Origin of the sequence: Methylobacter luteus IMV-B-3098, from assembly GCF_000427625.1 — a bacterium.
GTDB classification, from domain to species: Bacteria; Pseudomonadota; Gammaproteobacteria; order Methylococcales; family Methylomonadaceae; genus Methylobacter; species Methylobacter luteus.
The window spans coordinates 696623-722861 of sequence record NZ_KE386569.1; the positions used below are offsets into that span (position 1 = coordinate 696623).

General features: G+C 46.6%; 24 protein-coding genes and 3 tRNA genes. 22 read left to right on the forward strand and 5 right to left on the reverse strand.

Going from position 1 to position 26239, the window contains the following annotated elements; genetic code table 11:
• The first annotated feature begins 138 nt into the window (after positions 1-138).
• The gene (locus METLU_RS0105095; RefSeq protein ID WP_027157288.1) at positions 139-855 is read left to right on the forward strand and encodes a hypothetical protein; all 717 of its coding nucleotides are present in this window, start codon (positions 139-141) and stop codon (positions 853-855) included.
• 106 nt (positions 856-961) lie between these two features.
• Here the strand turns inward: METLU_RS0105095 and mutM are convergent, their stop codons facing one another.
• The 5 genes from mutM to hflD all read right to left on the reverse strand — a co-directional run bounded on the left by mutM (position 962) and on the right by hflD (position 5633).
• Positions 962-1777: a bifunctional DNA-formamidopyrimidine glycosylase/DNA-(apurinic or apyrimidinic site) lyase gene (gene mutM, locus METLU_RS0105100; protein ID WP_027157289.1), complete on the reverse strand. Its 816-nt coding sequence runs from the start codon at positions 1775-1777 to the stop codon at positions 962-964.
• Positions 1778-1973: 196 nt separating this feature from the next.
• Positions 1974-3320: a GldG family protein gene (locus METLU_RS0105105; RefSeq protein WP_027157290.1), complete on the reverse strand. Its 1347-nt coding sequence runs from the start codon at positions 3318-3320 to the stop codon at positions 1974-1976.
• On the reverse strand, positions 3317-4069 hold the full coding sequence (locus METLU_RS0105110; protein WP_027157291.1) for an ABC transporter permease subunit: 753 nt from the start codon (positions 4067-4069) through the stop codon (positions 3317-3319). The genes METLU_RS0105105 and METLU_RS0105110 overlap by 4 nt, the downstream gene beginning before the upstream one ends.
• Complete coding sequence (locus METLU_RS0105115) at positions 4066-5001, reverse strand: ABC transporter ATP-binding protein (protein WP_027157292.1); 936 nt, start codon at positions 4999-5001, stop codon at positions 4066-4068. Before METLU_RS0105115 ends, METLU_RS0105110 begins: the two co-directional genes overlap by 4 nt.
• Positions 5002-5009: 8 nt before the next feature.
• Complete coding sequence (hflD, locus tag METLU_RS0105120) at positions 5010-5633, reverse strand: high frequency lysogenization protein HflD (RefSeq protein WP_027157293.1); 624 nt, start codon at positions 5631-5633, stop codon at positions 5010-5012.
• 192 nt (positions 5634-5825) lie between these two features.
• Here hflD and METLU_RS0105125 point away from each other — a divergent pair, with 192 nt between their 5' ends.
• The 21 genes from METLU_RS0105125 to METLU_RS0105225 all read left to right on the forward strand — a co-directional run bounded on the left by METLU_RS0105125 (position 5826) and on the right by METLU_RS0105225 (position 26225).
• Positions 5826-6023 (forward strand): hypothetical protein, encoded by a 198-nt coding sequence (locus tag METLU_RS0105125; RefSeq protein WP_155920452.1) that lies wholly within the window; start codon positions 5826-5828, stop codon positions 6021-6023.
• A gap of 244 nt (positions 6024-6267) precedes the next feature.
• Positions 6268-6477 carry a heavy-metal-associated domain-containing protein gene (locus METLU_RS0105130; RefSeq protein WP_027157295.1) on the forward strand — a complete coding sequence of 70 codons (210 nt, stop codon included), beginning with the start codon at positions 6268-6270 and terminating at the stop codon, positions 6475-6477.
• 48 nt (positions 6478-6525) lie between these two features.
• Positions 6526-8784 (forward strand): heavy metal translocating P-type ATPase, encoded by a 2259-nt coding sequence (locus tag METLU_RS0105135; RefSeq protein WP_036242860.1) that lies wholly within the window; start codon positions 6526-6528, stop codon positions 8782-8784.
• Complete coding sequence (locus tag METLU_RS0105140) at positions 8781-9284, forward strand: hypothetical protein (protein WP_027157297.1); 504 nt, start codon at positions 8781-8783, stop codon at positions 9282-9284. Before METLU_RS0105135 ends, METLU_RS0105140 begins: the two co-directional genes overlap by 4 nt.
• Before the next feature lie 124 nt (positions 9285-9408).
• The gene (locus tag METLU_RS0105145) at positions 9409-9849 is read left to right on the forward strand and encodes a hypothetical protein (protein ID WP_231383551.1); all 441 of its coding nucleotides are present in this window, start codon (positions 9409-9411) and stop codon (positions 9847-9849) included.
• Entirely contained in the window at positions 9818-11017 is a 1200-nt protein-coding gene (locus tag METLU_RS0105150; protein WP_027157299.1) for a porin, read from the forward strand. The genes METLU_RS0105145 and METLU_RS0105150 overlap by 32 nt, the downstream gene beginning before the upstream one ends.
• Before the next feature lie 8 nt (positions 11018-11025).
• The gene (locus tag METLU_RS0105155; RefSeq protein ID WP_027157300.1) at positions 11026-13821 is read left to right on the forward strand and encodes a bifunctional diguanylate cyclase/phosphodiesterase; all 2796 of its coding nucleotides are present in this window, start codon (positions 11026-11028) and stop codon (positions 13819-13821) included.
• A 201-nt stretch (positions 13822-14022) separates the two neighbouring features.
• On the forward strand, positions 14023-14958 hold the full coding sequence (locus METLU_RS0105160; protein ID WP_027157301.1) for a Gfo/Idh/MocA family protein: 936 nt from the start codon (positions 14023-14025) through the stop codon (positions 14956-14958).
• Between the two features lie 55 nt (positions 14959-15013).
• Positions 15014-16111 carry a DegT/DnrJ/EryC1/StrS family aminotransferase gene (locus tag METLU_RS0105165; protein WP_027157302.1) on the forward strand — a complete coding sequence of 366 codons (1098 nt, stop codon included), beginning with the start codon at positions 15014-15016 and terminating at the stop codon, positions 16109-16111.
• 112 nt (positions 16112-16223) lie between these two features.
• Entirely contained in the window at positions 16224-17378 is a 1155-nt protein-coding gene (gene lpxB / locus METLU_RS0105170) for a lipid-A-disaccharide synthase (RefSeq protein WP_027157303.1), read from the forward strand.
• 122 nt (positions 17379-17500) lie between these two features.
• A complete protein-coding gene (gene recA, locus METLU_RS0105175; RefSeq protein WP_027157304.1) occupies positions 17501-18538 on the forward strand; it encodes a recombinase RecA in 1038 nt (345 codons plus the stop codon).
• A gap of 22 nt (positions 18539-18560) precedes the next feature.
• Positions 18561-19028, forward strand: coding sequence for a regulatory protein RecX (locus METLU_RS0105180; protein ID WP_051299786.1), 468 nt, complete (start codon positions 18561-18563; stop codon positions 19026-19028).
• A 28-nt stretch (positions 19029-19056) separates the two neighbouring features.
• Positions 19057-21669, forward strand: a complete 2613-nt coding sequence (gene alaS / locus METLU_RS0105185; RefSeq protein WP_027157306.1) for an alanine--tRNA ligase — start codon at positions 19057-19059, stop codon at positions 21667-21669.
• A gap of 17 nt (positions 21670-21686) precedes the next feature.
• A complete protein-coding gene (locus tag METLU_RS0105190) occupies positions 21687-22913 on the forward strand; it encodes an aspartate kinase (protein ID WP_027157307.1) in 1227 nt (408 codons plus the stop codon).
• Between the two features lie 92 nt (positions 22914-23005).
• Positions 23006-23206, forward strand: a complete 201-nt coding sequence (csrA, locus tag METLU_RS0105195) for a carbon storage regulator CsrA (RefSeq protein WP_027157308.1) — start codon at positions 23006-23008, stop codon at positions 23204-23206.
• An 8-nt stretch (positions 23207-23214) separates the two neighbouring features.
• A tRNA-Ser gene (locus METLU_RS0105200) sits at positions 23215-23306 on the forward strand.
• A gap of 85 nt (positions 23307-23391) precedes the next feature.
• Positions 23392-23468, forward strand: a tRNA-Arg gene (locus tag METLU_RS0105205).
• Positions 23469-23490: 22 nt separating this feature from the next.
• Positions 23491-23566 (forward strand) — tRNA-Asn (locus METLU_RS0105210).
• 174 nt (positions 23567-23740) lie between these two features.
• Positions 23741-23935, forward strand: coding sequence for a hypothetical protein (locus METLU_RS27780; protein ID WP_155920455.1), 195 nt, complete (start codon positions 23741-23743; stop codon positions 23933-23935).
• A 158-nt stretch (positions 23936-24093) separates the two neighbouring features.
• Positions 24094-25572 (forward strand): SulP family inorganic anion transporter, encoded by a 1479-nt coding sequence (locus METLU_RS24540; RefSeq protein WP_196806500.1) that lies wholly within the window; start codon positions 24094-24096, stop codon positions 25570-25572.
• A 416-nt stretch (positions 25573-25988) separates the two neighbouring features.
• Positions 25989-26225 (forward strand): hypothetical protein, encoded by a 237-nt coding sequence (locus METLU_RS0105225; protein ID WP_155920458.1) that lies wholly within the window; start codon positions 25989-25991, stop codon positions 26223-26225.
• Positions 26226-26239 lie beyond the last annotated feature (14 nt).

Below are 26239 nucleotides of genomic sequence, written 5' to 3' on the forward strand. Positions count from 1 at the left end.
TATAGTAACAGCATAGGGCTCAAAAGATTGATTTTACGGAAAAATACAGGATGGATAATGGCTCTTCGGTTCAAAATAATAGTATTTATTAAGAAAGGATATATTGTTTATTGAGATAGGAAAAGGATAAGATTCAGGATGAGCTATATTGAAATTTTTTATTTCAATACTCTTATTCTGCTTTTAAATTTCTTTATCAAGCTTATTCATTTCACTTTTGATTTCAGGAGTCAGCTAATGCGTCTAAATTTGACCATAATGACAGCTTTATTACCTATCAATCTTGTTTTTGCAGGGGATAATCCCGTTTTACAGGATGATTTTTTAAAAATTCCGCATATTGATACGCCTGAACAAGTCGGGCAATATCAGGACGCCATGTTCAAGCGAAATGAGGACGATACTTGGGCGTTCTTGGGTATGACAGAAACCCGATTGGCGACAGTAGAAAAAGTCGAGGTAATTAAAATTTCCTCTCGTCCTGTGCAAATATTTTTAAAGGTGAGCGGCTACCTTCCTAATGCCTGCCATGAAGTTGAGCAAGTCGGCCAGCGCTTTGAACAACTTTTCAATATAGGAGAGCCGGGGGTTGAATATCCGGCGGGACAGTTCGATGTAGCGCTGGGACTTGTTCCATTGCAAACTTTTGCTGCATGCGCGGAAGTCATTGAGCCATTTGAGCGAACTATCCCGCTGCCTGTTTACGGGTTGAGCCATGGTAACTACTTATTTGACATCAACGGTATTGCCGGTTCGTTCCGGTTAGATAACGACAATAATCTGCCGGGAGCTTACGGATTGAAAGCCATCCCCATCCCTAAATTGGATAACATCATTCTCCCTAGAATTCAGTGAGCAACAATTACCCTTAATCAATTTGAAGTGAGCGGAATTCGGATGGCTTTCACTGATCTTTTCGAATTCCGCCGCTTAACTTGAATGTTAATTGAGCAGATTGCCGCTACCGCTGGCAATGACTGCAAAATACCGTTGAACGGTTGGACAGCCTGATTTCCTTTAAAATCTGTTGGCAGCGGGTACAAGGCAGTCCGGCCCGGCCATAGACATTGAGCTGCTGCTGGAAATAGCCGGGTTTTCCGGCTTCATTGACAAAATCGCGCAAAGTCGTACCGCCCTGTCCGATGGCTTGATGCAGGATCACGCGAATACATTCCGCCAGTTTCTGATAACGGGACAAGGAGATTTTCCCTGCCCGGCGCGCAGGGTGTATGCCGGCCATGAATAAGGCTTCATTGGCGTAAATGTTGCCCACGCCGACGACGATGTGGCTGTCCATAATGAATGACTTGACCGCTATTTTCTTGTTTCTGGACAATTCATGGAGCAGGCCGCCGCTAAAGTCTTCCAATAACGGCTCGGGGCCGAGGCTTTTGATCAAGGGGTGTTGTTCGGCCGGTTCCGTGGTCCATAACACCGCGCCAAACCGGCGTGGATCATTGAAGCGCAGGATAATGTCGTCGGCAAAAATAAAGTCGACATGGTCGTGTTTGCCTGCAGCCTGCCCGTTGGAAATGATTCGCAAACTGCCGGACATACCTAAATGCAGCAGCAGCGTGCCGGCATCGGTTGCAAGCAGCAGGTATTTTGCTCTTCTGGAAACGGCCTGTATGCGCAGGCCAGTCAAGGTCTGCGCGAGGTTTTCCGGTACAAGCCAGCGCAATCTGGGCTGGCGGATAATGACATGTCTGACGGTTTTCCCTTCAATATAAGGTGCTATGCCGCGTCGGGTTGTTTCAACTTCGGGTAATTCGGGCATGAAAGTAAAGCTAAGGATTTAAAGGTAATTAATTGTACTTAAAGCATAAAACCATGAAGAACGCAGAGGAACGAAGTTTCATTTGATTTTTCCCGGCAACTGCTCCTGCGATGCCTAAGAGCAAATATTTGCCCATGCAGTCGTTCGTGAGCTTCGTGTTTTACTAATCAATCTATTGAGATTTTGTATCTGTTTTTTATCGTTGTTTGCGTTTGCGCCAGATAAAAAAGCCGGAGCCCGTTAGCAATAAAGGTATGACAATCAAAAAGCCAAAGCCGATGACTGCAACCGATGTTTCCGTTAATTGCAGGCTTTTACCGGTAGCGGTTTTGGCCGGGATGTCGATGAATCGGTCATCATGAATCAGCCAGTTGACCATTCTGAGCCCCATGTCCAGATTGCCGACATTGCCGATATAAGCATTGGACAGAAAGTCGCCGTCGCCGACTACGACTATGCGTTGCTGCGTTTTTTCATTGACAGTGCGCGTCAACGCATAAGCTACGGACAGCGGACCTTGTTTTTCATCGCCGTCGGCATCAAAACGGACTTCTCCGCTGATAGAGCCGGTTTCTGTCCAGGACTGCTGTGCGCTGCTGAGCATGGCTTCCGCCTGGAAGTTCGATTCCGCATCCGTCGCCAGCGCCGCGGCAGCGGGATAGATTGTGGTGGTTTGAAAGCCTTTCGTGATGGCATGTTGGGCGTATGCCGCCACAAGGACAAAACTCGGATCGGTGATACCGTAAAGCTTGGTGTTGTCGTCCATGATGGAGCCGGGCAGCCGATGTATGCCCAGGCGTTGTTCCAACGTATCCAGATGCTTGGCATCAGGATCGGTCAGCACAAGCAGATTGCCGCCTTGCTCTATGTAGTGATTAATGATTTCAATTTCTTTGGGCAGCAGCGGCACGGCCGGCGCAGTTATGACCAACAAGGCGGAATTATCGGGAATGGCCGGCAGCGTAGCCAGATTGATAGTTTGAGCATTGATCTTGCGGCGGGCTAATTCCTTGCCGAACTGCTCCAGATCAAAATTGGCTTGTCCTTCAACGGAGCGCTCGCCGTGGCCGGTCAGGAATGTGATCCAGCGTTCATGGGCATTGGCCAGTTGCATCAGGGAATTGGTCAATGATGATTCATCGACAAAGGTCAATTTTTCTGTACGGCCCTGATAATCGATCAGAATGGCGCCGGCCGCGCCGATATTCAGCTCGCGCGTCTTTTCCGGCTGTGTGTCGGGATCTATAAAAGTAAGGCTCAGATCGGGTTTATGCCTTTTATAACGATCGACCAGTTGCGCGATCTGACTGCGTATCGGCTGGTCGGATTTCATGTAAACCGTGATGGCTATTTTGTCCGGCATGGAGGCGAGCAGCTTGACCGAGGCAGGGGACAGTGTGTTACCAGAATTGGCGGTTATGTCGGTTTCCAGCGTATAGCGGGTACTTAACCAGGCCAGCAGGCCGATGGCAACTAACAAAGTCAGGGTCAGAAACAGGTTTTTCAAGCGTATCCGCTGATGTATGCGTTGGGATATCTTCATTTTTGTAACCGGTCGTTATCGAGCCTGCGGATACTGAGCAGTATGAATGTACTGATAAACAGCAGAAAATAGATGATATCGACGCTGCTGATCAGGCCCGTTTGAATGTTCTGGAAATGCGTTAACAGAGAAAGATATTCAAACAATTCGCTGCGCTGGTCTTCGATGCCCGTGGTCCAGTCCAGAATCCACAGCACCATCAGCAGGCCGAACGTGCCCAGGGCAGCGACGGTCGGATGACCGGCCAGGCAGGATACGAACAGGCCGGTAGCGACGAAAGCCGATACCAGCAGCAATAACGCCAGCATGTTGGCGAACAGTTTGCCGAAATCCAGTTCCCCGCCCGCCAGCAAGGATAACGGCATCAGTGCCGTCAACAGGATCATCAATAGCAACAAGCCGAGCGTACCCAGATATTTGCCGATAATAATGTCGCTGTTGGAAACGGGCGCTGAAAGCAGCAATGACAAGGTTTTGTTTCGGCGTTCCTCGCAAATCAGCCGCATGGTCAATAGTGGAGTTACCAGCAATAGGATAATGGCCGCGTTGCCGAACAAGGGCGTGACGACCACATCGGTCAGTCCTGGCGCGCCTTCAATAGCGGCCAGCTTGGGCTGTAGCATGGTGAAAGTTTCAACTTGGGACAGGAACAAAAAGGCCAGAATGAATTGCAGGATAGCCAATATCGTCCAGGCCATCGGCGACAGAAAAAGCGTTTTAAACTCACGCGCGGCAATAGCTAGCATCATAAATCGACCTGTTTCGGCTCTTGGGTCAAGGTAATAAAGATATCTTCCATCGATTGTTTTATCGGTGTCAGCTCTTGCAAGCCCCATCCTGAGGCTATGATGGCTTCGGCAATTCGTTCAACTGTGTTGTCGGTCATGCTGTGATGGATTTTGATCTGGTGTTCGCTTACTTTGTCTATGGATGCTACACCGGGCAGCGTCAATAGCACTGCCGCATTAGGGATATGGCGCGTAGTGACCCGTACTATGCCTGTATTCATTTGCTGCTTAAGCCCGGCAATGGTTTCATTCAGAATCAGTTGTCCCTGATGAATGATTTGCACATGCGAGCAGGATTCCTGCACTTCATTCAGAATATGGGTGGACAGAATGATACCGTGATCCTGGCCCAGTTCGCGGATCAATGCGCGGATTTCGCGGATCTGGATAGGGTCGAGGCCCACGGTCGGTTCATCCAGTATGATGACTTCCGGGTTGTGCAGGATGGCCTGGGCGATACCGACCCGCTGCTGAAAACCTTTCGACAGATTGGTGATCAGTCGGTCGGCAACGTCATGGAGACCACAACGCTCTTTGGCCTTATTAATGGCGGACGCAATTGAATTGCGCGGAATGCCGTGCAACTGCGCGCAGTACTGTAGGAATTCCTGTACGCTAAGTTCGCGGTAAAGCGGCGGGGTATCGGGTAAATAACCCAGGCTCAGTTTGGCCGATTTGGGCTGGTCGAGCAGGTCATAGCCGTTGATTTTGATCTGGCCGGCGCTGGGCGCCAGATTGCCGCAAAGCATCTGCATGGTCGTGGTTTTACCGGCGCCGTTGGGTCCTAAAAAACCCAGAACCTCGCCTTTGGACAGGGTAAAGCTGACATCATGGACTGCACAATGTTTGCCGTAATAGCGATGCAGATGCTCGGCTTCTATAAGAGTTGTCATGTTGGCGGTTAAACTTGTTTCAGCAGGTTTTCCAGTTCGGTTTGGATTTTTTTGCGGAAAAACAGAAATTTCCAGCGGGTGCCGCCGCATTGTTTCCACAATATGGCTGAGCGAATGCCTGCCAGCAGCAATGCGCGTATTTTATTGACGATATCGGGCCTGGACAGATAAGCCGGATCACCATTGACCATGATTCTCGGTTGCAGGGTGCTGATCGTGCTGTGGTATATCTCGCCCAGGTTGGCCAGCACATTTTCATGCATTGGACCGAAATGCTCACTTTGGATCTGGGCTTTTTCCACGCCTTTTCGTATGGTTTTCATCATGTCCGGCCGGCTGGACAGTTGTTTTTCCAGAAAAACCAGGGACGCGGAATAACGCGCCTGCTCAGGATTGACAATTTTATAACCGGTCATTTGCTCATTGAGTTGTTCAAGCCCCAGTTTTATGCCAGACAGGCCGCCATAAATATCGATAACGCTGTTGGAATCAATTTTTAAAATACTGGCGATGCTGGCTTCCATGGCGACAGCATCGGCCGTGCCGGTTGTCGCCAGTTGTTGAACCAGCGCCGCTGTTTGCGCGATGCCGGCAAGTGCAATAGTTTGGTTGGTAATTGTGTTTAATTGCATGGTTGTTTATAGAGGTGGAAGCCGGGCAGTTTATCTCAATATGACATAGCTCAGAATATGTTTTGCCCAATTGATGCTTTAAATATAAGTTTTCACCGATATTTTTAGATCTGGATCACGAAAAGCTATGGCTGAATTATATAGTTAATGGCGCATTGCGGTATTTCTCCGACCAGCTGTTCGCCCGTTAATATGGCCGAAGTCATGCCGCACGTCAATGATAGCGGGCAAGCATTTTATTCAGTGCTGTCCGGGGCGGGAAAAAGACCGATCAATCGGCAGTCGCTGGCACATTTTGCACTAATCAACGCATTTTGTTGCACCGCTGGCGGTTCGCTCGATAAGGACGACCGCAGCAGCATACTTAATTTAGCGTTTTATTTCTTCTAATTTCAGATAAGAAACTAAATTTCTGAATTGTTGAACACAAAAATCATTGTTTGAATCAAAAAATCGGCTGGCTATAGAGTGGGCTTGAAGCTTTTATTTTTAGCGGAAATAATATATTCCCAGTTTTATTAGGGTAAATATAAAAGCAAATGAATATATTGGTCTGATCAATTTATATCATGCTTATCGGTTGTCAGTCGAGTATGATATTAAAGGTAAAAAGTATTATTTTAAGGAGAGCGAAATGACTGAATCTGTAACATTAACTGTCGCCGGCATGAAATGCGGCGGTTGTGAATCGAATGTGACAAATAAGCTGATGACTGTCGAAGGCGTATTATCGGTTCAAGCATCTGCCAAGGACAATGAAGTCAGCGTTGAATATAATGCTGAAAAAACGGATCTGAATGCGATTACGGAGGCCATTACTGATGCGGGTTTCAGCGTAGAGTAGCGGCGGATTTGCTGTAAGGGCATAAACATTTTTATCAGGCGGTGATTTATGAGCGTGCAAGATATTTCTGATTCGGCAGCGAAAGAATTGCGGTTGTCAATTCTTGGCATGCGCTGTGCAGGCTGCGTAAGTGCTGTTGAGAATGCCTTGGGAGCGGTAGAAGGCGTGGCATCGGTCAGTGTCAATTTTGCCGATCACTCAGCGATGGTAAAAGGGTACGCCGATCCCGAGGCTTTAACGCAGGCTGTCAGGGGAGCCGGTTATGACGCAGCCGTAATGGAAGGGCTCGAAGATATAACCGAACAGGAAGAGTTGGAACTGCAACGTTACCGGAATCTGATGAAGAAAGCGTCCGCAGCCGCAGTGCTTGGCGTGCCGCTCATGCTCGGCGACCATTTCGGTTGGCTGCCGGAAATCGGTTCGGCGATCGGGCAGTGGTTCTGGCCGGAAATCGCGCTGATCACCTTCGGAATTCTGTTTTATTCAGGCGGGCATTTTTTCAGCGGCGCCATCAAGTCGCTACGTTTGGGGCAGGCCAATATGGACACTCTGATTGCCTTGGGCACGGGCTCGGCCTGGCTTTATTCCACGATCATTATTGACTATTCCGATACGCTGCCTTCTCTGGCTCAACATGCCTACTTTGAAGCCGCTGTCGTCATTCTGGCCTTTATTAATCTCGGGTCCGCGCTGGAAATGCGGGCCAGAGGCAAAACCTCCGGCGCGATTCGTCAACTGATCGGCTTGCAGCCGCGCACTGCACGCGTGCTGAGAAATGGCGTGGAAATGGATATCCCGATCGAGCAGGTGGGGTTGGGCGAAACGTTGAGAGTGAGGCCCGGTGAAAAAATCGCGGTGGACGGCGTGCTCCTGGAAGGACATTCCACTGTTGATGAGTCCATGTTGACGGGCGAGCCGCTGCCGGTAGAAAAAACAGCCGGCTCGGAAGTTGTCGCCGGCACGATAAATCAGACCGGCAGCTTTCTGTTCAAGGCGACGCGCATTGGACGCGATACTGCATTGGCGCAAATCATTAAAAGCGTGCGTCAGGCGCAAAGCAGTAAACCCGAAATCGCCCGTCTGGCCGACAAAATTTCAGCCGTTTTTGTGCCGGCAGTGGTTGCGCTTTCACTGCTGACTTTCTTGATCTGGTATGCATGGGGGCCTGAGCCCGCATTGGGTTATGCCTTTGTGACGTCCATGACGGTTCTGGTTATTGCCTGTCCTTGCGCGCTGGGTCTGGCGACGCCCATTTCGGTCATGGTCGCGGTCGGTCGAGCCGCGCAGTCGGGGATTTTGATTCGCAATGGCGAGGCTCTACAGACGGCAGGCAAGCTGACCTGTATGGTCCTCGATAAGACCGGCACCGTGACCGAAGGCAAGCCTGTCGTTTCGACCATTGAAGCCATCGGCGACTACAGCGATGAGGCCATTCTGCGATGGGCTGCGAGTATTGAAGCGGGCTCTGAGCATCCGTTGGCGGCAGCCATTTTGTCGGCTGCGGAAGATAGAGAGCTCAAGCTGGAAAAAGTTAAAAAATTTGAAGCGGTTGTGGGGCATGGCGTAGCGGCGCAAGTTAATGAACAGTCCGTACTTTTCGGCAATAAGGCCTTGATGGATCAGAAAGGTGTTAAATATTCCAGATATAACAACAAACTGGAAAAGCTTTCAGCGTTGGGCCAAACGCCGATGTTGCTGGCAGTAGATCATAAGATCGTCGGCATTATCGCCGTGTCAGACCCTATCAAGGCAGATTCGGCAGAAGCTGTACAGCTACTGAAAAGCCAGGGTGTGCGTCTGTTAATGGTGACCGGCGATAATGAAGTCACGGCGCAGGCCATTGCGCGCCAGGCAGGCATTTCTGAGGTAAGAGCTCAAGTATTGCCGCAAGATAAGGCGGCTGTGGTGAAAGAATTGCAGCAGCAAGGGGAAATCGTCGGCATGGTGGGTGATGGCATCAATGATGCGCCTGCATTGGCTCAGGCTGATGTCGGACTGGCTATCGGTACCGGCACCGATGTCGCAATTGAAAGCGCTGATGTGGTTATTTTACAGGGCTCGTTATTGAAAGTGCCTGAAGCCATCGAATTGTCCAAAGCGACTTTGCTCAATATAAAACAGAATCTGCTAGGCGCTTTTTTCTATAATACAATCAGTATTCCGGTTGCGGCGGGTCTGTTGTATCCGGTCTTCGGAATTTTATTGAATCCGATGATTGCGGGTGCAGCGATGGCTATGTCCTCCGTGACCGTGGTTTCCAATGCCAACCGTTTGCGTTGGACAAAGTTCAGTGAGGGCAAAGAATGAAAAGCATATTTCAATCTGGCATTGTTGCAATGTTGCTGCTATTAGGTGGTTGCGGTGAGTCATCAAATGATAGGGGGCCGGCTACTGGAACTTATTCCCGTATCGAAGGAATCGTCACAGATAAAGACGGGCCGATAACCAGCGGTAAGATTATAATTAAGGATAAAAATGGCGCTGCAGTAACCTCGGTAGCCCTCAATGGAGAGTCCAGATATTCGGTGAATATTCCGGCTGACACTGCTTATCCGGTATTTTTGGAAATTGCCGGACATGATGAATTACTGGAAGCAGTAGTTATCGATTCCTCGGCAGTAAAACAGGATATCACCCCGATGTCTTCATTAGTAGTACGTTCAGCTCGAGATCTCGGTGGCGTCACAAAAGAAAACATGGCTAGAGCGGCGATCAATGCAATTTCGCAAAGCAAAACGGCTGGCGGTAAAGGCACGACGGCAGGTTTTAAGGGTGATCCAACCAAACAATATGGAGGTTGGCATTAAGCTTTAGTGTACGGACTCAATTTTTTAGTGTTAGAGGAGGATATATAACTGCAAACACTAGAATCAGAGTTGGTAAGCTCGTCTAAAGACTCATGCTGTTTAAAAATTAATGGATTCCTTGACGTTGCTGCAGTTTGTCTATATTAAACTGATTAGTTTCATAAGAGTCGGCATTATCGTCTCGACAATGGGGTGTTCTTCGGTCAATGCGGCTGAAATAGTCGTTAATTCAACAGTACCCTCAAAGCAATATACACTGGCAGACATTCGTGCCGTCTTTATGATGCGGCAACGATTCTGGCCTAATGGCGAGCAAATAAAGGTTTTTACTTTATCCGACAGCGATCTCCTTCATAAGGATTTCGTTAAAAATAATCTTAATATGTTTCCGCATCAGCTCAGGAGGATATGGGACAGAATGCTTTTCTCAGGGACAGGCGCGATACCCGTTCAGCTGGATTCAGAACAGGAAATGATTGATAAAATAGCCAATACCCCCTATGCAATCGGGTATTTAAATAACAGACCGGACAATGAAAAAATACGCTTGTTTGAATATCAATAACGGTATTTTGTTGTTGGGCTTGTTCTGCGTGTCCGGTATTGCGCAAGCCAATATTGTGCCTGATGAAATTGAGTTTCATGGTTTTTTAACACAGGGTTTTTTTCACTCATCTGATAACAATATTTTTGGGCAAAGTGACGATGGAATAACGCCCGGACTGACTGAAATAGGTCTGAATGGCTCTTATCAACCGATTGATCAATTAAGATTTTCAGCTCAAGGTTTATATCGACGTAATGGCGACGTAGATCGAGGCAGTGTAAGTCTTGATTATGGTTTGGCCGATTTGACGTTATTAAATTATGAAAGCAGCAGGGTCGGTATTCGCGCAGGCCGGATCAAGACACCGTACGGTTTATATAATGAAACTCGGGATGTTTCTTTTACACATCCCACTATACTATTACCTCAAGGAATCTATTTCGATCGCTCCCGTTCGTTATTGATATCTTCGGATGGCGGCTCGCTTTATGCGGAACAACGTACGCGTTATGGCGATTTCTCCCTTAAATTTAATGTCGGCGTCCCGTCAGGGAATAGCAATGAGATACGGTCAAGCATACTCGGATCCGAGGCTAAAGGTGAATTTCAGGCGCAACCAGCTTTTGCTGCGCAGCTTAATTATGAGATTAATGGCGGAGAGTATGTTTTTGCCGTGAGTTATGTGGATCTTGAGCTTGAATATCGGTCTGTAGCCGGTGAGACGTTTTTGAACGGCAATGCGCATGTTCAACCATTGGTATTTTCCGCTCAATACAACGGCGAAAAATTCTCATTAACAGGTGAATATGACTATCGATGGAACAACTTCAGTGATTTCGGAGCTGCTTTTCCGGATTTTAAATCGATAACGGAAAGCTGGTACGTTCAGGGCGGTTATCAGATTTTGCCACAGTTGCAGGCAAACGTTCGCTATGATGTTCTTTATAATGACATGAATGATAGAGGAGGGCGGCGTATAACTGAGTTAGGGGTGCCTAATCATATCGCCTATGCTAATGACTGGATGTTCGGTTTGCGCTGGGATCTGGCGACATCGTGGATGTTAAGAGCGGAGTATCATCGGGTTCATGGCACCGCATGGCTACCTCAGGCGGATAATCCCGATAGAAATTCGACCGTGCAGGACTGGGATTTGTATGGATTGCAACTATCATTTAGGTTTTAATTAAGCAAATGAATATTAAAGGAATTTTTATTAGCCTGAGATGGAAGTTAGCTATTCTGTTTGGTAGTGTCTTTTTGATATTACACAGTGTTTTTTCCTATTTTTCCTATCTGGATGCTATAGATAATTTTGAGATAGATCGGAGAAAAATTCAAAATAACCACATCAATGTTGCTAAAGCATTAACTGAAGACTCATTTCTGGTGCTAGAGCAATTTGGTGAGCTGTTATCATTGATTGATCTGCTCTCATCTCAAGAGAAGCTACGATATCAGGCATTATCAGTGGTGGATGAAACTTTATCGAAATGGCAATTCAGTTGGGATATGGAAAATGTCACTTTTTTTGATAAACAAGCCCAGCCTGTAAAGTCCTGGGGTAGTCAACTGGTTACCGTAAATTCGACTGTTAAACAGGTTCTGCGCAATGAAGCGCCGGCGCATCAGATTTTTTGTCCTCACACCTGTTTTCAACAGGCTGTTACGCCGGTCATGAAAGACTCGGAAACTGCCGGTGCTTTTAGCGTCATTCGGTCATTCGCTGATGTTATCATTAAATACAAGCGTGCAACGCATTCGGATATCGGTCTTTTAATTATTGATGAAGCGACAGGGGCGCATCAATGGCCGTATAAACTGTCCGGAATGACATTGCCTGAAAAAAATATACCGGTATTCGACTATATTTCCAAGAATTTTACGATTGATGAATTATTGGATCACAGCAAAACAATAAAATTGGATAATTCTGTCTTTGAGGTTAGAGTTTTCCCCGTTCATCAAGAGGCGGCAGGGCCACCTTTTTTTCTGTTTGTGGATGATATTACTGCCGATTTCAAAGGCTTTAACGAAGATCTGAGGCAAGTCTGGTTCCAAAGCATTATCAGTTTCCTGGTCTCACTCATGTTGTTGACAGTGGTTCTGCATTTATCATTACGACGTGTTACTCAACTTTCACAGGCCTTACCTTTATTATCGCAGAATCAATATGAGGAATTTAAAAAACAGATAGCATTTAAAACCTTTTCTAATTTTTTGGGCTACGATGAACTGGATAAGTTAAATGATATAGCCTTTACCTTATCGGACCAGTTGGAACGTCTGGAGTTGGAGGTGCGCAGCAATACGCTTAAGTTGCTGGAAAAAAGTCAAGCCCTCGGAAAAGAAAGGGACTTTATCCGACAATTAGTTGAAGTGGCGCCCATCATCATCATCACTCAAAAATTGAACGGTATAATTTTGACGATTAATCAGGCTGGCGTTGATGAGTTTGAGGCCGATAGCCGATCCATAATCGGTAAGGTGTTTGATGCTTTCCTGCCGGAATCGGATAAGGAGCATCTGAATAAATTAAATCAATTAAGATTGGGCGAGCGTTCTGGCCGATTTCAGGTTGACGGGCTTTTATTGACCGAATCCGGCAAGCTGCTGAATGTATCTTGGTTGCACACACTGCTGAAATCGAATGACGATAATAATGAAGCGGTGATTTTGACCTTAGGTGTGGACATCAGCGCGTGCAAAATTGCTGAAGAAAAAAACCTCAGAATGCCCACTTATGATTATTTGACTGGCTTGATTAATCGTAAGAAATTCCAAGAGGAACTTGCCTTTATTCTGACTTCGGCCCAGCGCTATGATCATCATGTTGCTTTGGTTTATATGGATCTGGATAAATTCAAAGATGTTAATGACAGCAGTGGCTATGATATTGGCGATCAAATACTCGTGCGCATTGTCAGAGAACTTAAGAACACTCTACGCTCAACTGATTTATTCTCCCGAATAGGGGGTAACGAATTTGCGTTAGTCATGCCTCATGGAGATTTAGAGGGCATTGAACGCATGGCTAAAAAAATTAATGAAGTAATCATGGAGCTGGGTTTCAGCTTTAACGAAAAAAATTATCAGCTCAGCGCCAGTTTGGGTATTGCCATTTTCCCTCAACATGGCATGACACCTAATGAGTTATTAGCTAATGCAAATCTTGCCATGTGCCAGGCAAAGGCTGCGGGCGGAGGACGATACCATATTTTTTCTCCCGATTTTGACTATCCGATTAGATTAAACCGGATGCTATATTGGCGCGAAACCCTCGAAGATGCTATCGCTAATGACAAGTTTGTACTGTTCTATCAACCTATCCTTAATATCAAAACCAATGCAATCAGTCATTTCGAATGTTTGATTCGGCTACGTCAGGATGATGAACAATTGATTATGCCGGTGGACTTTATAGGGCATGCGGAAGAGTTAGGCTTAAGTGGACAAATTGATCGATTGGTGTTGAAAAAAGTCGTGCAAAAACATATTGAACTTGAACGTCAGGGTCAGGATTATAAGCTGACAGTCAATTTGTCCGGGCAATCACTCAATGATCCGATGTTCTTTGATGATATTTCCCAGTTCCTAAATATGCCTGAGGTTAATCCTGCAAAGATCATTTTTGAAATTGCTGAAACAACGGCGTTTTCTAACTTGGCGGCTACTAAAATACTAATTGATAGGATCAAAGCCTTAGGTTCTGTTTTTGCTCTGGATAATTTCGGGGCCAATTTTTCTTCGTTCTACTGTTTAAAGCATTTTCCTATTGATTACGTCAAGATTGACGGCTCCTTTATCAGGCAAATCGATAAACGCGAGGACGATAAGCTATTTGTTAAAGCTTTGACCGGGGTTGCGCATACATTTGGCAAAAAGATAGTGGCGGAATTTACCGAAAATGAAGCTATTTTAACTATCCTCAAGGAGTTCGGTATTGATTACGCACAAGGTTATTATATAGGTAAACCGCAGCGCGGCTAAATTACCCCGGCGATCGATGAAAAACCTAAACAACATTCAGCTTTTTATGGATGGGACAGCTGTACAAAATTTTCTGAATATAGCCTGATAGTTTACAATACCCCATTTTATCCTGTAGCAGAGCAGATAACATCGCGATGTCTTTGTTGTTATCAAGACTTCTTGTTGGGATATAAGTTGAACAAAATATAAAGTAATTACATGAAAAAAATAAAATGCGCTGTTATTGGTACAGGCTATTTGGGGAAATTCCACGCACAGAAATACGCAGCACTGCCTGATTGCGAGCTGGTTGCCGTTGTTGATATTAATGAGGCGGCAGCTAGCGATGTTGCCGGACAATATGGTGCCAAGGCGCTGACAGATTACAAACCTTTGCTTGGTGAAGTCGATGCAGTCAGTATCGTCGTGCCGACAACGCTGCACCATAGGGTTTCAAAGGATTTTCTTGAAAATGGCGCGCATGTGCTGGTCGAGAAACCGATTACTGTAACGGTTGAGGAAGCCGACGAATTGATAGCGATTGCCAAGGCAAAGAATCTGATTCTGCAAGTGGGGCATCTGGAACGGTTTAACCCGGCCGTATTGGGCCTCGATAACGAGGAAAAACCGCTGTTTATCGAATCTCACCGCTTATCGCCTTTTAATCCCCGCGCCAATGATGTCAGCGTGGTGCTGGATTTAATGATTCATGACATCGATATTATTCTGGCGCTGGTAGATTCCGAAGTAGAGCGCATCGATGCTAGCGGTACGCCAGTGCTGACTCAGGGTACCGATATTGCTAATGCCAGGCTATTGTTTAAAAACGGTTGCGTAGCAAACGTGACCGCCAGTCGTATCAGCATGAAGATGGAACGTAAAATGCGCATGTTCCGTCCTCATTCATACGTGTCAGTGGATTTCCAAAACCGTGTTCTGACCAAACACCGTACCGGCACCAAGGAAATGTTCCCCGGTATTCCCGAAATAGAAACGGAAGAATCCGTTTTTGAAAGTGGCGATGCCTTGCTGGAAGAAATTAAGCATTTCATCAATTGCATTCATACCGGAGAAAATCCTCTGGTATCCGGCGAAGCCGGCAAAAGAGCGCTCGAGACAGCGATACAGATTACGCGCTTGTTAGGCGATAAATAACCGCTTTTTTGTATTACGCTACAAGATTTCTGAATAAATAAAAGGCAATAAAAACATGATACCAATGGTAAACCTGAAAGCTCAATACGCTGAAATTAAAGATGAAATTGAGCAAGGTCTGGCTGAGACAATAGCAAACTGCTCATTTATTTTAGGGCCTAATGTCCAGGCATTTGAAAAAGAAGCGGCCGAGTATCTGGGCGTCAAACATGCCATTGGCGTGGCTTCAGGAACCGATGCGCTGCATCTGGCGTTAATTGCCGAGGGTATCGGCGCAGGTGACGAAGTTATTACTACCGCCTTCACTTTTATTGCCACGGCCGAAGCGATCAAATACGTCGGCGCTAAACCGGTCTTTGTCGATATCGACCCGAAGACCTTCAATATCTCGCCGGAAGCCATAGAAAAAGCCATTACGCCAAAAACCAAAGCTGTTATGCCGGTGCATTTGTTCGGTCAACCGGCCGATATGGTTAAAATTCAGAAATTATGCGATCAGCATAACCTGAAGCTGATTGAAGACTGCTGCCAATCGTTTGGAGCCAGCATTAATGGTAAACAAACCGGTGCTATCGGTCATGCCGCCGGCTTCAGCTTTTTCCCGAGCAAAAACTTGGGGGCCTTCGGTGATGGCGGACTGGTTGTGACAAACTCTGACGAAACCGCTGCCAAAATTAAAAGGCTTCGCAACCACGGCTCTGACGTGCGTTACTACCATGATGTCATCGGTTATAACAGTCGTCTCGATGACATGCAGGCGGTGATTTTAAGAGCCAAGTTGAAACGTATTGATCAATACAATAAAGGCCGTCGTCATGCAGCGCATCTTTATTCCGAATTAATGGCCGATCTGCCATTGACGGCACCGTTTGAAGATGGCCTTGGCGAGCACGTTTATCATCAGTACACTTTGCTGTGCGATCGTCGGGATGATGTCTTGAAAGCTCTGCAGGACAAGCAAATAGGCTGCGCTGTGTATTATCCGGTGCCGTTGCATAAGCAAAATGTATTCAAACAGGAATGCGCGGGTTTGAGTCTGCCCGCGACCGAATCTGTTGCGGCTAACTGCTTCTCCTTGCCGATCTGTCCTTATCTGGCTGATGCGACTGTCAAGGAAATTGTCAGTGTTATTCGCGAGGTTTTGACCGCTTAAAATTATCGCAAGATTGATCAAGCGATAAGACTGATGCAATATCAATGAAGGCCGACTTTTAGTCGGCCTTTTGTTTGGCGGTCCCTAATATATTTATTCGATAGGTTATTTCTTGTCACAAAACAAACCATTCACTGTCCTGTTCAGCGCTGGCGAGTCTTCCGGTGATCAGCATGCTGCCAATATGTTTCTGGAGTTGCGCAAATATCAACCTGATATCCAAGGTATTGGCATGGGCGGAGCAAAAATGGCTCAGGCGGGTATTGATATTCGTTATGATTCGTCGAATATCGCCGTGATTGGTCTTGTCGAAGTGATAAAGCATTATGGCGAAATCCGTCGCGCATTAAAGCTCATGCAGAAAATAATTTCGGATGAGCGGCCGGATTTGCTGGTTTGTGTCGATTATAAGGAATTTAACTTCAAACTGGCGCGATACGCCAAGCAATGCGGTATCAAAGTACTGTTTTATGTCAGTCCGCAGGTGTGGGCCTGGCGTCCCGGGCGAGTCAAAAAATACGGCGACGTCATCGATATGATGGCTGTTATCTTTCCTTTCGAAACGGTTTATTACGAAGCCGAAAATGTGCCGGTTCGCTATGTTGGGCATCCGTCTGTGGATAAAGTCCATGCCCGGCATTCAAAAGAAGAGGATTTAGCGCGTTTTGGTCTGGATCAGAAACAGACGGTTATCGGAATATTGCCGGGTAGTCGGGCCAATGAGATCAAGCGCATGCTGCCGGTCATGCTGGAAGCCGCCGAAAAAATTCAAGCCGGTATGTCTGAAGTCCGGTTTCTGCTGCCGCAGGCCGATTCAATCAGTGATGCACTACTCGAAGAATTTCTGAGCAAGTCGCCGATTAAAATCACCACGGTAAAAAATCAGCCTTATGATGTGATTCAATGCTGCGATGTGGTTATGACGACCTCGGGTACGGTAACGCTGGAAATCGCTTTGTTAACCGTGCCCATGGTTATCACTTATAAGCTTTCGCCGTTAACCTATCTGCTTGGCAGATGGCTCGTGAACACGCCGTTTATTGGATTGCCGAATATTGTCGCCGGCAAGGGGATTGTACAGGAGTTTATCCAGCATGAGGCAACTTCGGCAAATCTGGTCGCGGAAGTTGATCGGATTTTGACTGACAAGGTTTATGCCTGCGCGATGCGCGATAATTTGGCTCAGATTAAAGCGCAGTTAGGCGAAGGCGGGGGGTCAAGAAACATGGCGGAACTCGCTTGGACTATGCTGTCTAAAAGTGAATAAATTTAACATCATAGAGGATAAAGCCTGATTTCAAAATCAAAACTACCCGAACGCATATCTCTATGTGATAATAAACAGTTTGATTGGGTGATACTTCCTTTCCAATATACAGGACATAAACAATGGACGAGAACAAGAAGAAGGCGCTGGGTGCAGCGTTGATGCAGATAGAAAAACAGTTCGGCAAAGGCTCTGTCATGCGTATGGGTGATGTGGCTGCCTCGCGTGATATTGAAGTGGTTTCTACGGGTTCTCTGGGCTTGGATATTGCGCTAGGTTGTGGGGGCTTGCCGCGCGGCCGTATCGTGGAAATTTATGGACCTGAATCATCCGGCAAGACTACCCTGACACTGCAGGTCATTGCTGAAATGCAAAAACTCGGCGGCACGGCGGCATTTGTCGATGCCGAACATGCATTGGACCCCGGATATGCTGAAAAAATCGGCGTCAATGTTGACGATCTGCTGGTGTCTCAGCCCGATACGGGCGAACAGGCCCTGGAAATTACCGATATGCTGGTGCGTTCCGGTGCTGTTGATGTCGTCGTCGTCGACTCGGTCGCAGCCTTGACGCCCAAAGCCGAAATTGAAGGCGATATGGGCGATTCCCATATGGGACTGCAGGCGCGTTTGATGTCTCAGGCATTAAGGAAATTGACCGCCAATATTAAGCGCTCTAATACACTGGTTATTTTTATTAACCAGATCAGGATGAAAATCGGAGTCATGTTCGGTAGTCCTGAAACAACGACCGGCGGTAACGCGCTTAAGTTTTACTCCTCAGTGCGACTGGATATTCGGCGTATCGGTTCGGTTAAAAAAGGCGAAGAAGTGATTGGCAACGAAACCCGCGTAAAAGTAGTTAAAAACAAAGTCGCTCCGCCTTTTAAACAGGCCGAATTCGAGATTTTGTATAATGAGGGGGTCTCGTTTCTGGGTGAATTGGTCGACTTAGGAGTGAATTACGGTTTCATTCAAAAGTCGGGGTCCTGGTACAGTTACGGCGATGAAAAAATCGGTCAAGGCAAAGACAATGCTAAAGCCTTCTTGAAAGAACATCCAGACAAGGCCAAAGAAATCGAAAACAAAATACGAGCCGAAGCGTTTGGCCGAAAGGCCGGGCTCAGTGAAGAGCCAGCATTGACTGATGAAGGCGAGTAGTCTTTATTAATCACCGCCTGTTGTGAATGACGTTTATAAGGAAATTAAAGAAACTTGCCTGCGATTACTGGGGCGCAGAGATCATAGCCGGAAAGAATTGCTCAATAAATTGACAGGCAAAGGTTTTGATAGGGAAGACATACTGGCTGTCATTGGTGAATTAGCACAACAAGGTTGGCAAAATGATCAGCGTTATGCGCAAAACTATGCCCGCTATCGTATGCAGAAAGGCTATGGGCCTGTCCGCATTGAGTATGAACTGCGACAAAATGGCGTGGACGAGATTGATTTAGACGCAGTTTTGCAGGAATCCGCCAATAGTTGGATGGATTTGCTGGAGCAGGTTTACAGCAAGAAATACAATCATAAAAAGAATCTGGATCGAAATGAGTGGGCAAAACGCAGTCGATTTTTGTTGCATCGCGGCTTTACTGGTGAAATGATCAGCGCTTTGTTTGATCATTTGAATATTAACAAGAATAAATTTTAGTTTTAAAAATCATTTATTTACCATTACCATGAAAAAAATGACTAGCTCAGAATTGCGCACCGCTTTTCTGGAATTCTTTCGTGAACGAGGACATTCTGTACAGCCTTCAAGTTCTCTGGTGCCCGGCAATGACCCGACATTGTTATTCACCAATGCCGGCATGGTGCAGTTTAAAGATGTATTCCTGGGCAGAGAGCAGCGTGATTTCAACCGAGCGGTGACTAGTCAGCGTTGCGTGAGGGCCGGCGGGAAGCATAACGATTTGGAAAATGTCGGTTATACGGCACGCCATCATACCTTTTTTGAAATGTTGGGTAATTTCAGCTTCGGTGATTATTTCAAGAAAGAAGCGATCCATTATGCCTGGGATTTTTTGACGAGAGAGTTGGAAATTCCGGCGCAGAAATTATGGGTAACTGTTTTTGAGGAAGACTCGGAAGCGGAAAAAATATGGCTGCAGGATGTCGGCATCGATCCGAACCGGTTTTCAAGAATCGGTGCCAAAGATAATTTCTGGTCAATGGGTGATGTAGGGCCGTGCGGGCCTTGTACCGAAATTTTTTATGATCACGGTGAAGAAATTGCCGGCGGTCCTCCGGGTTCGCCAGAAGAAGATGGTGACAGATATATCGAAATCTGGAATCTGGTATTCATGCAATATGATCGAGACAGCGAAGGTAATCTGCATGCATTGCCTAAACCTTCGGTCGATACGGGCATGGGGCTTGAGCGAATCTCCGCGGTAATGCAAGGCGTACATAGCAACTATGAAATTGATCTGTTTCAGAAATTGTTGCGGGCCGCAGCCGAGATTGCCGGAACCAACGATTTAACGCAAAGCTCGTTGCGGGTAATCGCCGACCATATCCGTTCCTGCGCCTTCCTGGTGGCTGACGGCGTCATGCCCTCAAATGAAGGTCGTGGTTATGTCCTTCGGCGCATCATTCGCCGGGCTATTCGTCATGGTTATCGTCTAGGCATTCGCGACGTATTCTTTTATAAATTGGTCGCGCCATTGGTCGAAGCCATGGGCGAGGCTTTCCCCGAGCTTAAAAATGGCCAGGCGCAAGTTGAACGCGTACTGAAAAAGGAGGAAGGGCGCTTTGCTGAAACTTTAGAGCAGGGCATGAAAATCCTCGAAGCTTGTGTAGCCAGAATGGAAGGTTCGGTGATTCCTGGCGAGACGGTATTCCAGCTTTATGATACGTATGGCTTCCCAGTAGATTTGACGGCTGATTTTGCCCGTGAAAATCATCTTACCGTCGATCATGCCGGTTTTGAAATGGCCATGGCTGAGCAACGGGAGCGAGCGCGGTTGGCCAGCAGTTTCGGGGCCGATTATGATCAGGATATTAAGCTGGATGTGCAGACTGAGTTTACCGGATACGGACAACTCGATGATCAGGTGCATATCATTGGCCTTTATCAAAAAGGTCAGCCGGTTGACAGTCTCGAAGAAGGTGACGAAGGCATTGTGGTTCTGGATAAAACGCCTTTCTATGCCGAATCCGGCGGTCAGATTGGCGATTGCGGTAAAATTGAAGCCGATGGCGCGATATTTGAAGTCACCGATACGCAAAAGCAAGGCGGTAATCTGTTTTTGCATAAAGGCAAAGTGGCTACAGGAGTACTGAGCAAAGGGCAACTGTGCGACGCGCGTGTCAGTGAGGCAGACAGAAAGGCAACCGAGCTGAATCATTCGGCCACGCATTTATTGCATGCGGCATTAAGGCAGATTTTGGGTGAACACGTGGCTCAGAAAGGCTCGCTAGTTAATCCGGAGCGCTTGCGTTTCGACTTTTCGCATTTTGAGCCTGTGACGGCTGATGAGATTATTGCTATAGAGCGCTTAGTTAATGAACAGATCCGTATGAACAATTCCGTTTCTGCGCAAATCATGTCAAAAGATGAGGCCATAAATGCCGGGGCCATGGCCTTATTTGGCGAAAAATACGGTGATGAAGTCAGGGTTTTAAAAATCGGCGAGTTCTCAACCGAGCTTTGTGGCGGTACACATGTTGAGCGGGCAGGAGATATAGGTTGCTTTAAGATAATCAGCGAAACAGGTATTGCTGCCGGTGTCAGACGTATTGAGGCGGTAACCGGAGGTGCTTGTATTGATTGGATTGAAAGTCGAGACAAGGCGTTGAACAATATTGCAGGGCTTTTGAAAAGCTCAGCGGAAAAGACGTCTGAAAAGGTCGAACAGCTGATAGAAAAAAACAGGTCGCTGGAAAAGCAGTTGGAACGCTTGAAAGCAAAACTAGCAAGTTCGGCAGGCGATGAAATCAGTTCTCAGGCTATTGATGTTAACGGTATCAAGGTATTAGCCATTAAGCTCGACGACGTTGATCCTAAATCCATGCGCGACATGGTGGATCAATTGAAAAACAAATTAGGCAGCTCTGCAATCGTGCTGGCAGTCGTCGAAGGCGACAAGGTCATGTTGTGCGCAGGCGTTTCCAAAGATCAGATGGGACGTGTCAAAGCCGGTAATCTGGTTAATTTTGTAGCGACTAAAGTCGGCGGCAAAGGTGGCGGCCGGCCTGATATGGCTCAAGCCGGCGGCAATGATCCGTCCAGGTTGGCTGAGGCATTGGCTCAAGTTCCGACTTGGGTCAAAGAGCAAATGAATGCTTGAAGATAAGGTTATAGTGAATGGCATTATATGTATATAAATTTGGCGGTACATCGGTAGGCTCTGTCGAGCGTATTAAAGCAGTCGCACAAAAAGTAAAAAAAGCACATGATCTGGGGGATCAGATTGTTGTCGTCGTATCTGCAATGAGTGGCGAAACCAATCGGTTGGTTGCGTTGGCAAAAGAAATGCAGCAGCAGCCCAACGAAAGAGAAATGGATGTTCTGCTTTCAACAGGAGAGCAGGTCACCGTTTCGCTTCTAAGTATGGCCCTGCATGCGATAGGGTGCCCGGCATGCTCTTATACGGGGGGGCAGGTAAAAATCCTGACCGATAGCAGTCATACGAAAGCACGCATACGCAATATTGAAGATATTCGCATGCGAGCTCATCTTGATGAAGGAAAAGTAGTGGTTGTCGCCGGTTTTCAAGGCGTTGATGAGCACAACAATATTACAACGCTAGGACGTGGAGGCTCTGACACAACCGCAGTCGCTTTGGCGGCCGCTTTAAAAGCCGATGAGTGTCATATTTACACGGATGTGGATGGTGTTTACACCACTGATCCCCGGGTGGAACCGAAAGCCCGCAGACTTGATAAAATTACCTTTGAAGAAATGCTGGAAATGGCCAGCTTAGGCTCAAAAGTATTACAAATTAGATCGGTAGAGTTTGCCGGCAAATATAACGTTGCTTTAAGAGTATTATCATCATTTACAGAAGGTAAGGGTACGCTCATTACCTATGAGGAATCACAAATGGAAAGTGCTTTAGTTTCCGGAATCGCGTTTAATCGTGACGAGGCAAAATTAACCATTACCGGTGTGCCTGATTTGCCAGGTGTCGCGTTTAAAATTCTCGGACCGATAGCTGATGCAAATATCGAAGTCGATATGATCATCCAAAATATTGCCGATGACGCGACGACGGATTTTACTTTTACCGTGCATCGTAATGATTATCCTAGAGCAAAAGCTTTGTTGGAAAATGTATGCGCAGAACTTGGAGCTAGAAAGGTTACGGGTGATGATAGCATCGTAAAAGTCTCAATTGTAGGCGTAGGCATGCGTTCTCATGCCGGTATTGCCAGCACCATGTTTAAAACGCTTGCAAAAGAAGGGATAAATATTAGAATGATATCGACATCGGAAATTAAAATATCCGTCGTTGTTGATGAGAAATATCTGGAGTTGGCGGTCAGAGCATTACATGCTGCTTTTAAATTAGATCAAGAAATAGAATCTTAGACTTTATTTATCTGGAAAAGCTGCTATAATTGTCGTTCTTGGTTGGATGCTGTGTAAGAACAGTGGTTTTTAAATAGACATAGGGAGAAGCCATGCTTATCTTGACTCGTCGGGTAGGGGAGACTTTGATGATCGGTGATGAAGTGACAGTCACTGTTCTTGGAGTCAAAGGAAATCAGGTTCGCATCGGTGTTAACGCACCAAAAGAAGTCTCTGTTCATAGGGAAGAGATTTACGAAAGGATTAAAAAAGAACAGGCTGAGTCCACAGGATTAACCGGTTCAGAAGAGTAACAGTTTTAGGAGAGATGGCCGAGAGGCTGAAGGCGCTCCCCTGCTAAGGGAGTATGGGTTTTATCGCCCATCGAGGGTTCGAATCCCTCTCTCTCCGCCACGTGTTTGAATGTTGATTTTAATTTTGAATAGAAAATAAAGTTGACAAGGAAGATGTAAAAAAGGATAATGTTCAGATCAATAAGGCGCCCGTAGCTCAGCTGGATAGAGTACTCGGCTACGAACCGAGCGGTCGGGAGTTCGAATCTCTCCGGGCGCGCCATTGACGAAGTTGAAAAGTTTATTCCCCTGTAGCTCAGTCGGTAGAGCGGATGACTGTTAATCATTAGGTCGGCGGTTCGAGCCCGTCCGGGGGAGCCAAGTAAAAATAAGGCCTTAGGTAATTTACCAAGGCCTTTTTTATTGCCCAAAGATTTCTATGGAAAACTGAGGGGCTCTTCAAAATGCATCAAATCGCAAAAAATCCAACTTGTTTTAAGCATTTAATTTAAATTGGTTTTTAATACCGGACTTTTAAGCGTTTGGTAGAAAACAATGTCAGAAGAACAGTCGTTGGTTACTACAATCATTCCACAATATTACCTGCGCTCATCATTCAAGATGAATGCTGGTGGATTTAGAGATACCCTTCCGATTTTATCTTTTATAATTATCAGCTGGAAAATACTGCGTTATGGGGCTTTAGCCTTAAAAGAAGACGGCTTTAAATGCGCTTGTCTATATGAATAACAACAAGAGACGCTGAAATGATAGAAGTGGTTGAGGTGTTAACCAGTCAAGGAACTGGGCTGATTCTACAGACGAGAAATGTTGTTTTGCGACTGGAGCCGCCTAATTTATATAGGCACAATTTTTGTTCTGTTTGATTTTTATTGGGATGTTTTGCAGTGAGATGGTTTGTACGTGCCGATCTTGACGGTTTTTTTGGCTTGGCTCTGGATAACCTTGTGCAATTGCTGGTTATTGTGGGGTTATGTGAACATGTCCTGGGTTTTTCAGAAGAGCTGATTTATCGCCACATTCTGCCCGGCGCTGCAGTTTCATTGTTGATCGGTAATGTCTTTTACGCTTATCAAGCCAAACAATTGGCAACGGCAACAGGGCGTCACGACGTCTGCGCCTTGCCTTACGGTATCAATACCGTGTCTTTATTTGCCTATATCTTCCTGGTGATGCTGCCGGCAAAAATGCTGGCAGAGGCCAATGGCGCTGAAAATCCGGAGCATATCGCTTGGCAGGCCGGCTTGCTGGCTTGTTTGGGTTCCGGTCTGATTGAATTAGGCGGGGCTTTTGTTGTGGAAAAGTTAAGAAAAGCGACGCCTCGGGCCGCTTTGTTGTCGACTTTATCGGGTATCGCTTTAACGTTTATCTCTTTGGGATTTTTATTTCGTACCTATGCGCATCCAGTCGTCGGCCTGGTGACGCTGGGCGTGATTTTCTTAGTCTATTTTGGCCGACTGCGTTTTCGCGGCAATATTCCGGGAGGCTTGGTAGCTGTAGTATTAGGAGCCTTATTAGCCTGGCTAATGGGACTGGCCCCAGTCGGCGACTGGCCTGATAATGAATTGAGTTGGTACTTGCCTATACCGGTACTTGGTGATTTATTCGAAGTGCTGGCTTCGGAACACAGTTTAACTTATCTATCGGTCATTATCCTGATGGGGCTGTTTAATCTCATTGGCTCCCTACAAAATATCGAATCTGCCGAAGCGGCGGGTGACAGCTATTCCACGCAGTCTTCATTAGCTATCAATGGTATCGGGACATTAGCGGCCAGTTTATTCGGCTCCTGCTTTCCGACAACAATTTACATTGGCCATCCGGGCTGGAAAGCGATGGGAGCTCGCGCCGGTTATTCGATTTTAAACGGTGCATTTATCACACTGATTTGTTTAACCGGCAGTTTGTCCTACATCGCCTGGGCAATTCCGATCGATGCCGGCATGGCGATTGTCTTGTGGATCGGTATTGTCATTGCGGCGCAGGCTTTTCAGGAAACCCCGAAAAACCATGCACCGGCGGTTGTGATGGGATTACTGCCCGGCATTGCGGCTTGGGGCGCTTTTATGGCGAAAAGTGGTGTCCGAGCGGCAGATTATGGTGGCGCTCCCATGCCAGCATTTTCAGATACGACGCTAGCGCGCTTTCAGCAGGCGGACATCTGGATTCACGGTGCCTTTGTATTGGAGCAGGGCTTTATTATGACTGCGATGATCCTGGCCGCGTTGACGGTCGCGATTATCGAACGTCATTTTATCAAGGCGGCTCTCTGGAGTGGCTCGGCCAGTTTGCTATCAGCTTGCGGTTTGATGCACTCTTACCGCTGGACTGTCAGCGATACGGCCCTGTCATTAACACCCGCGTAGGAGTGGTCTATGGCATATGCGCTCATGGGCTTAATATTTTTAAGTGCAAAGTGGCTGTGTGTTGATGATTGATGTAGGTGGTTAAGTATTCAGTGGTGCTAGCTATTAGCACATATCTTCAGTTTTCGTCTGGTGTATGCTGGATGTAGCCATCCAGATTTGAGTTGCCGATGACGGCCAAGTCGACGCCAGATTATTTTACCTAATTACATTTTTAATCTCTGGAACTATATAGCATTCCGGTTTGGATAGTATATAGCTAATAAACAAACTAACTTCACAGCGTTGTTGCCTTAAGAGCTAAAAATAGGGACGATATGCGGAAACTTTATAATCGTTAATTATGCATTGAGACGGGAACAGCAATGAGAGGGCAATGGCTAGGGGTCTATCAGGGAAGCACTGATGGGAAAATCATGATCAATATTGACGAAGTCGACGATCATTTTGAAGGCGTTGCATACCTGAATCCATCCACGCGCAGAATTCCCGCTTCAGTTGCATATCTATCAACAGCCAACAAGGATCATAAACAAAGTGTAACCGTAGATATCAAGCCAATCGACCCTCGAACAGGCTTCCAGAGCAACTGGGAAGACATTAAAGGACTCTATGAGGAGGGCCCCCTGTGTCAGGATAACTGTCGCCTCTAATTTTCATTGATTGA

What these genes read in the sequence shown, in the direction of transcription:
- METLU_RS0105155 (WP_027157300.1), top strand. Translation starts at nt 11,026, where the DNA reads ATGAATATTAAAGGAATTTTTATTAGCCTGAGATGGAAGTTAGCTATT.
- METLU_RS0105115 (WP_027157292.1), bottom strand. Translation starts at nt 5,001, where the DNA reads ATGACAACTCTTATAGAAGCCGAGCATCTGCATCGCTATTACGGCAAA.
- METLU_RS0105105 (WP_027157290.1), bottom strand. Translation starts at nt 3,320, where the DNA reads ATGAAGATATCCCAACGCATACATCAGCGGATACGCTTGAAAAACCTG.
- METLU_RS0105160 (WP_027157301.1), top strand. Translation starts at nt 14,023, where the DNA reads ATGAAAAAAATAAAATGCGCTGTTATTGGTACAGGCTATTTGGGGAAA.
- METLU_RS0105095 (WP_027157288.1), top strand. Translation starts at nt 139, where the DNA reads ATGAGCTATATTGAAATTTTTTATTTCAATACTCTTATTCTGCTTTTA.
- hflD (WP_027157293.1), bottom strand. Translation starts at nt 5,633, where the DNA reads ATGCAATTAAACACAATTACCAACCAAACTATTGCACTTGCCGGCATC.
- alaS (WP_027157306.1), top strand. Translation starts at nt 19,057, where the DNA reads ATGAAAAAAATGACTAGCTCAGAATTGCGCACCGCTTTTCTGGAATTC.
- csrA (WP_027157308.1), top strand. Translation starts at nt 23,006, where the DNA reads ATGCTTATCTTGACTCGTCGGGTAGGGGAGACTTTGATGATCGGTGAT.
- METLU_RS0105190 (WP_027157307.1), top strand. Translation starts at nt 21,687, where the DNA reads ATGGCATTATATGTATATAAATTTGGCGGTACATCGGTAGGCTCTGTC.
- METLU_RS0105150 (WP_027157299.1), top strand. Translation starts at nt 9,818, where the DNA reads ATGAAAAAATACGCTTGTTTGAATATCAATAACGGTATTTTGTTGTTG.
- METLU_RS0105125 (WP_155920452.1), top strand. Translation starts at nt 5,826, where the DNA reads ATGGCCGAAGTCATGCCGCACGTCAATGATAGCGGGCAAGCATTTTAT.
- METLU_RS0105225 (WP_155920458.1), top strand. Translation starts at nt 25,989, where the DNA reads ATGATCAATATTGACGAAGTCGACGATCATTTTGAAGGCGTTGCATAC.
- METLU_RS0105130 (WP_027157295.1), top strand. Translation starts at nt 6,268, where the DNA reads ATGACTGAATCTGTAACATTAACTGTCGCCGGCATGAAATGCGGCGGT.
- METLU_RS0105140 (WP_027157297.1), top strand. Translation starts at nt 8,781, where the DNA reads ATGAAAAGCATATTTCAATCTGGCATTGTTGCAATGTTGCTGCTATTA.
- METLU_RS27780 (WP_155920455.1), top strand. Translation starts at nt 23,741, where the DNA reads ATGTCAGAAGAACAGTCGTTGGTTACTACAATCATTCCACAATATTAC.
- METLU_RS0105165 (WP_027157302.1), top strand. Translation starts at nt 15,014, where the DNA reads ATGATACCAATGGTAAACCTGAAAGCTCAATACGCTGAAATTAAAGAT.
- recA (WP_027157304.1), top strand. Translation starts at nt 17,501, where the DNA reads ATGGACGAGAACAAGAAGAAGGCGCTGGGTGCAGCGTTGATGCAGATA.
- mutM (WP_027157289.1), bottom strand. Translation starts at nt 1,777, where the DNA reads ATGCCCGAATTACCCGAAGTTGAAACAACCCGACGCGGCATAGCACCT.
- METLU_RS0105110 (WP_027157291.1), bottom strand. Translation starts at nt 4,069, where the DNA reads ATGATGCTAGCTATTGCCGCGCGTGAGTTTAAAACGCTTTTTCTGTCG.
- METLU_RS0105135 (WP_036242860.1), top strand. Translation starts at nt 6,526, where the DNA reads ATGAGCGTGCAAGATATTTCTGATTCGGCAGCGAAAGAATTGCGGTTG.